The organism is Petrachloros mirabilis (assembly GCF_975968855.1).
The window spans coordinates 1-8,039 of the sequence record NZ_CDLUDY010000171.1; the positions used below are offsets into that span (position 1 = coordinate 1).

The following is an 8,039-nucleotide window of genomic DNA, read 5'->3' on the forward strand; positions in this document are numbered from 1 at the left end:
AATTTCCGATTCTGGCATCGTATCGCCGAGTTGCCGTTCATCTGAGGAGGATGTCAGACGGTCAGCGTAAGGATGGTGAAAACTCGAGAAACGGTGAGCCACAGCGTGTTGATGGGGGCGGTTCATCTCATTGGACACTGACTTAGAAGTCTAATTAAGGGAGAGAAGGATGAAGAGTGAAATTCTGTATCCAGGGGCGTTTCCGATGGTACGGATTGAATTGGTTGCGGGAGAGAGCATCAAAGCCGAATCTGGCGCGATGGTGGCCTCATCGCCGACGATTGATGTTGAGAGCAAAATGGAAGGCGGGTTTCTCGGCGCCCTCTCGCGAAAACTCCTCACGGGAGAAAAATTCTTCTTCCAAACGCTGAAGGCGAATCGGGGGGCTGGAGAAGTGTTGCTCGCACCGACCGTTCCAGGTGAAATCGTTGTGATGGAGCTCGATGGTTTGAACGAGTACATGGTACAGAAGGACGGATTTCTTGCCGGCGCTGATACCGTCAAGATCGAAAGTCAGATGCAAAGTTTGAGTCGAGGGATTTTGAGCGGCGAAGGGTTCTTTATCTTGAAGATAAGCGGGAAGGGTTCGCTGGTGCTCAACAGTTTCGGTGCGATTCACAAAGTTGAATTGAAGCCGGATCAAGAATACATCGTGGACAACAGCCATCTCGTAGCCTGGTCGGCGACGACCTCCTACAACATCGAGCGGGCCGCGTCCGGTTGGGTGGCGAGCTTCACTTCCGGTGAAGGATTTGTCTGCCGATTCCGAGGGCCCGGCGTCGTCTACATTCAAAGCCGGAATCCTGGCAGCTTCGGGGCCTGGATCAGGCAATTCATTCCGGTCAGCGAGTAGCATTGGGCAAGAGGCTTACCACTGGCCCGCGACCGTCTCGTCTATGTCTGTAACACCAAATGCCCTCTGTTTCGGCGTACTGTTTCCAGCTACGGGAATACCTTGTCATGTCGAGGTCGTGACCGCCGGATTGAAAATCCGATATGTAGAACAGCCGTTGGCTGATCAGGAAGAGGACGTTTCGTTCTCAGCGCTTACGGTTTCAGCCGGTGGAGTGAACCACGACCAACTCGTGGTGAAGTGGGGCTTGGAGGCCCGAGCGCGCACACTGTATCTGAAAGATCCCTCCCTGATCGCGGCGTTTCGTCATGCGGCCTCTCCCGAACTCATGAAGGAACTGGAGGCAACGGCCGCGAAGGTTCGGAAAGTGCGCGGCCGCAGGCGCGCGGTTTGGGCGGTCGTAGCCGGCGTGGTTGGAGTCCTGACCCTGTTCTTATGGTTCGGTTCTGACGTTCTTGTGGATTTAGCGGTAGATCGTATCCCGATCGAATGGGAACAGAAACTCGGGGAGTCAGCTTACCGGGACTTTCTCGCCCAACAGAATGTGATCATGGAAGGGCCGGCTGTCGCCGCTGTTAAGGAGATTACCCACCGGTTGACGGAGGGGATCCCTGAGAACCCGTACAAGTTCGAGGTTTCCGTAGTCAAGAGTGATGTGGTGAACGCCTTCGCGCTTCCCGGGGGATATGTCGTCGTCTTTACTGGCCTCTTGGCGAAAGCCGAGAGCGGTGAGGAAGTCGCTGGGGTCCTGAGTCATGAATTGAATCACGTTCTGCAACGGCATGGTCTTGAACGCATCGTGAAACAAATAGGCCTGCTTGCCATACTCACGGTTGTGCTGGGTGATCCTCAGGGGCTGTCCGGGCTGATGAAACAACTCGGAATCGAGCTCTTGACCTTAAAGTTTGGACGAGAGCAAGAAACCGAAGCCGATGTGGAAGGCCTCCAGTTGCTCCATCGAGCAAAAATCGATCCGGCCGGTATGATTCGTTTCTTCGAACGACTGTCGGAGCAGGAGAAAGGCAGATTTGAAATCCTTTCGACCCATCCGATGAGCGATGATCGTGCCGAACGACTCAAGGCGGAGGAGGCGTCATTGCCAAAATCTCAGCCTGAGCCGTTCGTATTCAACTGGACTGTTGTGCAAAGATCTCTTGGGGCGCAGGAGCCGATACCGTAAATAACCCGATCCGAACTTGAAAAGCAGGAGGCACACGTCTCTTCCTTCTCCCGAACACCCTGGCCTGTGGTGAAATGGTTCGGCAACAAGCTGCTTTTCCAATTAAGGTACCCAAGCCCAAACGCTGTGGCTAGCCCGAGGCATTGATTTTCCGAACGTCTCGAATCGAGACATGAAGCCGCGTCCTATCACTTTTCTGGCAGATGTGAATCTGTGTGAAATCAACCCATGAAAATCAAATAATGTTTGAAAAAGCAACCTTGTCAGCTAGTCTGGATCAAGGCTTGGAGGGAAGTTTCTTCCTTTTGATTTTGATGAAGGAGGTATTATTCATGAAGCCATATATGACGGTGTTAGCGGCGGTTCTTGCTGGTCTCTGTCAGGTTGAATTGGCCTCTGCCGTTGGCAATCCAGATAACGGGCCCGGTTGTGGGTTGGGCAAACTAGCCTGGTCGGATTACGGGGGGCAGAAGCAGATTGCGCCACAGGTGATGATGGCTACCACGAATGGCACCTTTGGAAGCCAGACCTTCGGCATCTCATTTGGGACTTCCGGCTGCACGAATGACGGAAAGGTTATGGATAACAAGCACGTGCATTTGACCTCCGCCGCTTTCGAAAGCCTTAAACAGGAAATGGCGCAAGGGGAGGGAGAGCATCTTGCCTCGCTCGCGACGTTGCTGGGAATACCAGAAGAAGAGCAGCCGCTCTTTTTCTCCATGGTGCAAGAGAAGTACACTTCTTTAGTCCCATCCGAAGATGCAGGTCCTGCCGTCGTGCTGGGAGCAATTCAGGAAGCGATGGCCGGAAATCCGATATTGGCGAAAGTTGAGATGGCCAGGTAGCACTCATGTGAAGAAGATGGCCCGGGAAGAAAATATTTCCCTGGCAATCTTTTGGTGGTTGAGTATAATCGGCTAAGAGTTCCCTTGTAGCTGTGTGTGCGATCAACCTTATCAGTGGGAGGAGGATTTATGATGAAGAAAGTGCTCATGCTGTCGGTTGCCGTTTTCTTCGGGATGCAGGCTGGCCTAGCGATGGCGGCAAATCCTGACACTGGCCCCGGATGCGGTTTGGGTAAGTTAGCCTGGGGAGATTACAAAGGACAAAAGGAAATCGCACCACAAGTATTGATGGCCACCACGAACGGCACCTTTGGAAGCCAGACCTTCGGCATTTCAACTGGGACGTCCGGCTGCACGAATGACGGCAAGATCATGGGCGACAGCAAGACCGTTATGTTTGCGGAAATGAACTTCGATAACCTTTCGCAAGAAATGGCACAGGGGCAGGGGGAACATCTGGCCTCACTTGCATCGCTGATGGGCATACCTGCCGATAAGCAGGACGAGTTTTTTGCGATGACTCAGGAGCGCTACACCTCGCTGGTTAAGGCCGGTGAAGCTTCTCCGGTGGCAATGGTCAAGGCTTTGAATGAAGCGATCGAGGGCCACCCGGTTCTGGCTCAAGCATCGATCCGATAAATCAGAAATGGGGCCCTGGCGTTTACGTCAGGGCCCTTGCTTTTTCTTCTTGCAAGCTTTGCTGCCCCTCGCACTCGCTGCCGTTCTTTTTTCCCTCCCATTCCAAGTTGCGGCCGCACAGTCGCCAATCAATGAAGCCTATCTGGCCCGGTTGATCGAACAGGCTCGAACTCAGCACCTGGCTGATGATAGGGAGTGGCATCTTCTTTTGCACTACCGGCCTAAACTATTTGGTGGGTTTGAAAGTGAGCAAGACGATCCCGGCTTTTTCCTTTCTCCAGAGGGCAAAAGGAATCCGCAGGCGGAACTGGAAGCCACATTGAGGCAGTTCTTTTCCGATGAACTTGTCGGGCGATCAAAGCAGCCTGCCCAATGCGCATTTGTCGCTCGCTATCATTGGCTGAAGCAAAAGCTCAGCTTCGAGGAGACACTTCTTAGACCGATGGTGTGCGAGCGGTTCATTCGTTGGTACGAAGATTTTCAGGTCGAATCTATAACGCTTATTTTCCCCTCCGCCTTTCTCAATAACCCGGCATCCATGTTCGGCCATACGTTGCTGCGCGTAGATCAGAAGGGCCAGACTGATCAGACGAGGATCCTCGCCTACACGATCAACTATGCTGCCGATGTACCGCGCGATGCCGGTATCGCCTATCCGGTGCGCGGCATCTTCGGATTCTATAAAGGGTACTTCTCTACAATCCCGTATTACCTGAAAGTCCAGGAGTACCGAGACATCGAAAATCGTGACATATGGGAATATCGACTCAACCTCTCAGAACCCCAATTGCGCCGGCTCCTCATGCACGCATGGGAGCTCGGCAACGCCTACTTCGATTATTTCTTTTTCAAGGAAAACTGCTCCTACCATCTGTTGTCGTTGCTCGACTATGCTAATCCGGATTTACATCTCACCGACGAATTCATGTTTTGGACCATCCCCGCAGACACCATTCGACTCATAACATCCAAACCCGGTCTGGTTTCCGGAATCGCCTATCGACCGTCTCGCAGCAACGTGATACGCAGGAAGCGTGAGTCACTGCCACCACACGAGCGAGCATTGGCTCATCGTCTGGCTCGAGACCTTGAGGCTTTAAGGCATCAGGATTTCATGCAATTGAGGGCTTCTCGGAAGGCTTTCTTGCTAGATTTGGCCTCCGACTATCTCCGATATCAAATCGATACCAGCGATTCCCCACCTGTCGAATTGAAAGAGCGAAATCGCGCATTACTCGTCGAGCGAAGCCAGATTCGAATTCCGTCGGAAGCTTTCACGGTCGTGCCTTTTGCGAAACAGCCTGAACTGGGGCACAAGACACTGCGCGCTGGACTCGGGGGAGGCTGGAGAAACAACGACACGTTCGAGGAAGCCACCGTTCGAGCCGCTTATCATGATCTCCTCGATCCCGAAGTCGGCTACACACCGGATGCGCAGATCGAGATTGCCTCAATCACGGCCCGACATTACAACCGTGCTGATCAGACACGTATCGAACGGGCGACATTCGCCAATGTACTGTCGCTTTCGCCGATCGATTCCGCATTCCGTGCACCCTCGTGGAAAATCAATCTGGGGATGCAGACGATCAAACACCGGGGCTGTAAGCTTTGCAGCAACGGCGTGCTGAACGCCGGCATTGGCGGAGCCGTCGAATCTCGGTTTTGGAAAAGGGAGTTATTTTTCGCATTTGCCGAAGCGGAGGGGAATTACAGTGGTGCTTATGAAGAGCGGCATAGGATCGGTGGGGGAGCCACAGCCGGGATGCTGGCTGATCTGTCGGATCGTTGGAGGATGATGACGACAGGGACATACGTGAAGTTTGCGCTGGGCGAGAAGTCAGACGATATCAGGTGGTTCCTGGGGTCGCGATATACGTTTGCGCAGAATTGTGCTCTCAGGGTTGAGTACCATCATCGGGACCATGACAATGATGTTTTGTTTTCGCTGCAAGCCTTTTTCTAGCCTTAGCGTGATAAGAAGCAGGGACGCAATCTTTACTGGGTAGAACTTGAGTCTGATTGTACGGCTGAAGGGGTTTGAGATTTCTTTCGTCGCTCGATGTATTTTTCCTGTGCCTCGTCCGCCTCGATGACGACCTTCGAAATGGGTGGAGGGGTGTAGCCGTGGATTTCGAACACCTTGCCGTCTGGCCCATATACTATTCGCGTTTCTTGGTCCTCCCCCATATTCAGTTCGATCAACGAATAGATCGGCTCGCCTAATATTCCAATGATCGTCAGCCAAAAGTAACCCCACATGGCTGCCCGTCCTGGATTTGGAGAATTGCCCATTTCGTATTTGTAGCTGGCTTCTTCATGACCATTCGATAACGTTTTCGTGACTACAGGATGACCGAACTCCGCTTCCACCTGATTCCGCGGGGCACCAACAACGATATAGTCAAAGTTTGGTTCCTTATTACCGCTGGCTGCCATGATCATTGAACAGCCGGAGAACACACACGCGGTATAAAGGCCGCACATGGTCATTACAATCTTGAGCGTCATTAGTGTTTTTTCCCAATCTTTCAACTGTGATTTATAGTGAAATAGGGTGAGGGAAGCAAGACCATGCTTTTCAGTGAATGAATAACAGACACATTTTCAGTTTTCACGGAGACGGCGTGTCTTTATTCTATTTCTTCCCCACGACTGTTCGGTTATTCTCTGCCCGTGAGTCTCCTCGACCAACTCTTCGTTTACTATCCCTCTTCCTGGCAAGACCGAGACTGGCGATCTGTCAGTGGCCTTCCCCTTGAAGATATCTGGTTTTCAGCAACTGATGGGACAAAACTCTTCGGTTGGTACGTGGAGGGGGCAGCCGACCGCCCGGTCCTTCTTTGGTTCCATGGCAACGCCGGCAATATCATCCATCGTCTGGAGAATCTCCGCTATCTATTCCACAAAGGATTGTCGGTGCTCGTATTTGACTATCGGGGCTACGGCCGAAGCCAGTCGATTCGTCCAACGGAAGAGGGCCTATATCAAGACGCGTTGGGAGCCTACGACTATCTGACGAGACAACGGATGATCAGGCCTGATCGGATCGTGCTGTTCGGCCGATCGTTAGGTGCCGCGGTGGCCGCGGAAGTGGCGGCACAAAAACCGGCTGCCGGACTGATTTTAGAATCCGCCTTTCCGTCGATCGAAGCAGTTGCCAAGTATCACTACGGCGGGTTGCCGATGCACTGGTTCTTGGGTGCGGAATATCGGCTGATCAACCGACTTCCTCAACTTTCCCTTCCCAAGCTGATTGTTCATGGCGACAAGGACGACATTATCCCGCTCGAACTTGGTCGTCAGGTCTTCGACGCGGCCAAGCCTCCAAAGTCTTTTTACACGGTCAAGGATGCGGACCATAACAATACCTATCACGTCGGAGGAGCTGCCTACTTCGACCGGCTCGCTGACTTTTGCGAAGCCGCGATCCGTAGTTGACCCGCCGAATTGAAGCGTTCACAGGTGTCAAGAATTGATTGGCGATCGAAGAGACTTTTGATAGAGTGCGCCTCGTTATCATTTCCGGAGGCATCAGTCCACGTAGAAGACTTAAGATGAGCAAGGGAGGGCCGGTGAGAGACTCATTCCGTCCATGGGCTGCAGGATTGCTAGCAATCACCATAATTGTGGCCAGCGGATGCGCCGAACATGTCGCTGTTGGTTCACAGTCCTGGCTGGATCAACCGGATTCAGTACAAGAGGGAAGCTTCATTTCATCCGCCACTATGGAGGCCGTTACCGATCCGCCGTTGGAAGACGCCTCCCTGGCGGAGCCATACGACCCTTTTGCCAAGGGTGATGAAGGGCCAGCCGAAGAATACGATCCTTGGGAGCCGTTTAACAGTGCCATGTTTGAGTTCAACAGGCAGGTCGATCGCTACGTCCTCAAGCCGGTGGCCAAGGGATACAATTTTGTGGTGCCGGATATGGTGCAGGTCGGGATCAGCAACATGTTTTACAACCTCCGATTCGCCCCTCGATTCTTGAACAACGTCTTCCAAGGTAAGATCAAGGGAGCCGGTATCGAAGTGGGGAGATTCTTGATCAACACGACGGTAGGGCTCGCCGGATTCTTCGACGTTGCGGAAGAGGTTAATCTGGTCACTCCAGAGGAGGATTTCGGCCAGACGCTCGGGTTCTATGGCGTAACACCTGGTCCCTACCTTGTATTGCCGTTTATGCCTCCCTTCAACGTGCGGGATTTCACCGGGTACATCGCGGACATCGCGCTCAATCCGATCAACTGGCTGGTTGTTCCAATCATCGAAGTGGAGGGAGTCCCTTCCGTCATCGCTCACAAGAACCGAACGACCTCTTCCTTGATTCAGATCGGTGCTCGCGTTGGTGAAATCGTGAACGACCGGTCGCGCAATTTGGAAAAGTTCCAAGGCGTCGAAGAAGCGACGTTAGACCTCTACAGCGCCGTCCGCAATGCTTATTCCCAGAAGCGGGCGAAGGCTGTTCGCGAGTAAGGCGATGGGCGAGGGGAGTTGTGCAAGAGGAGGGAATCCTTCTGATG

At 52.9% G+C, this 8,039-nt stretch carries 8 protein-coding genes; 7 read left to right on the forward strand and 1 reads right to left on the reverse strand.

The window, feature by feature from the left end:
- The first annotated feature begins 169 nt into the window (after nucleotides 1–169).
- The 5 genes from ACWVCN_RS06995 (at nucleotide 170) to ACWVCN_RS07015 (ending at nucleotide 5,483) form a co-directional block, all read left to right on the forward strand.
- Entirely contained in the window at nucleotides 170–853 is a 684-nt protein-coding gene (locus tag ACWVCN_RS06995; protein ID WP_455244843.1) for a TIGR00266 family protein, read from the forward strand.
- 43 nt (nucleotides 854–896) lie between these two features.
- A complete protein-coding gene (locus ACWVCN_RS07000) occupies nucleotides 897–2,033 on the forward strand; it encodes a M48 family metallopeptidase (protein WP_455244844.1) in 1,137 nt (378 codons plus the stop codon).
- Nucleotides 2,034–2,365: 332 nt separating this feature from the next.
- Nucleotides 2,366–2,878 carry a DUF3015 domain-containing protein gene (locus tag ACWVCN_RS07005; RefSeq protein ID WP_455244845.1) on the forward strand — a complete coding sequence of 171 codons (513 nt, stop codon included), beginning with the start codon at nucleotides 2,366–2,368 and terminating at the stop codon, nucleotides 2,876–2,878.
- A 129-nt stretch (nucleotides 2,879–3,007) separates the two neighbouring features.
- Complete coding sequence (locus ACWVCN_RS07010; protein ID WP_455244846.1) at nucleotides 3,008–3,517, forward strand: DUF3015 domain-containing protein; 510 nt, start codon at nucleotides 3,008–3,010, stop codon at nucleotides 3,515–3,517.
- Nucleotides 3,468–5,483: an Lnb N-terminal periplasmic domain-containing protein gene (locus tag ACWVCN_RS07015; RefSeq protein ID WP_455244847.1), complete on the forward strand. Its 2,016-nt coding sequence runs from the start codon at nucleotides 3,468–3,470 to the stop codon at nucleotides 5,481–5,483. Before ACWVCN_RS07010 ends, ACWVCN_RS07015 begins: the two co-directional genes overlap by 50 nt.
- Nucleotides 5,484–5,515: 32 nt before the next feature.
- Here ACWVCN_RS07015 and ACWVCN_RS07020 read toward each other — a convergent pair whose 3' ends face one another.
- On the reverse strand, nucleotides 5,516–6,028 hold the full coding sequence (locus tag ACWVCN_RS07020) for a hypothetical protein (protein ID WP_455244848.1): 513 nt from the start codon (nucleotides 6,026–6,028) through the stop codon (nucleotides 5,516–5,518).
- Between the two features lie 165 nt (nucleotides 6,029–6,193).
- On the opposite strand from ACWVCN_RS07020, the gene ACWVCN_RS07025 reads away from it, so the two are divergent.
- The gene (locus tag ACWVCN_RS07025) at nucleotides 6,194–6,958 is read left to right on the forward strand and encodes an alpha/beta hydrolase (RefSeq protein WP_455244849.1); all 765 of its coding nucleotides are present in this window, start codon (nucleotides 6,194–6,196) and stop codon (nucleotides 6,956–6,958) included.
- A gap of 134 nt (nucleotides 6,959–7,092) precedes the next feature.
- Complete coding sequence (locus ACWVCN_RS07030; RefSeq protein WP_455244850.1) at nucleotides 7,093–7,992, forward strand: MlaA family lipoprotein; 900 nt, start codon at nucleotides 7,093–7,095, stop codon at nucleotides 7,990–7,992.
- The last annotated feature ends 47 nt before the right edge of the window (nucleotides 7,993–8,039 follow it).

Coding starts and splice junctions, on each gene's coding strand:
- ACWVCN_RS06995 (WP_455244843.1), top strand. CDS start 170: ATGAAGAGTGAAATTCTGTATCCAGGGGCGTTTCCGATGGTACGGATT.
- ACWVCN_RS07000 (WP_455244844.1), top strand. CDS start 897: ATGTCTGTAACACCAAATGCCCTCTGTTTCGGCGTACTGTTTCCAGCT.
- ACWVCN_RS07005 (WP_455244845.1), top strand. CDS start 2,366: ATGAAGCCATATATGACGGTGTTAGCGGCGGTTCTTGCTGGTCTCTGT.
- ACWVCN_RS07010 (WP_455244846.1), top strand. CDS start 3,008: ATGATGAAGAAAGTGCTCATGCTGTCGGTTGCCGTTTTCTTCGGGATG.
- ACWVCN_RS07015 (WP_455244847.1), top strand. CDS start 3,468: ATGAAGCGATCGAGGGCCACCCGGTTCTGGCTCAAGCATCGATCCGAT.
- ACWVCN_RS07020 (WP_455244848.1), bottom strand. CDS start 6,028: ATGACGCTCAAGATTGTAATGACCATGTGCGGCCTTTATACCGCGTGT.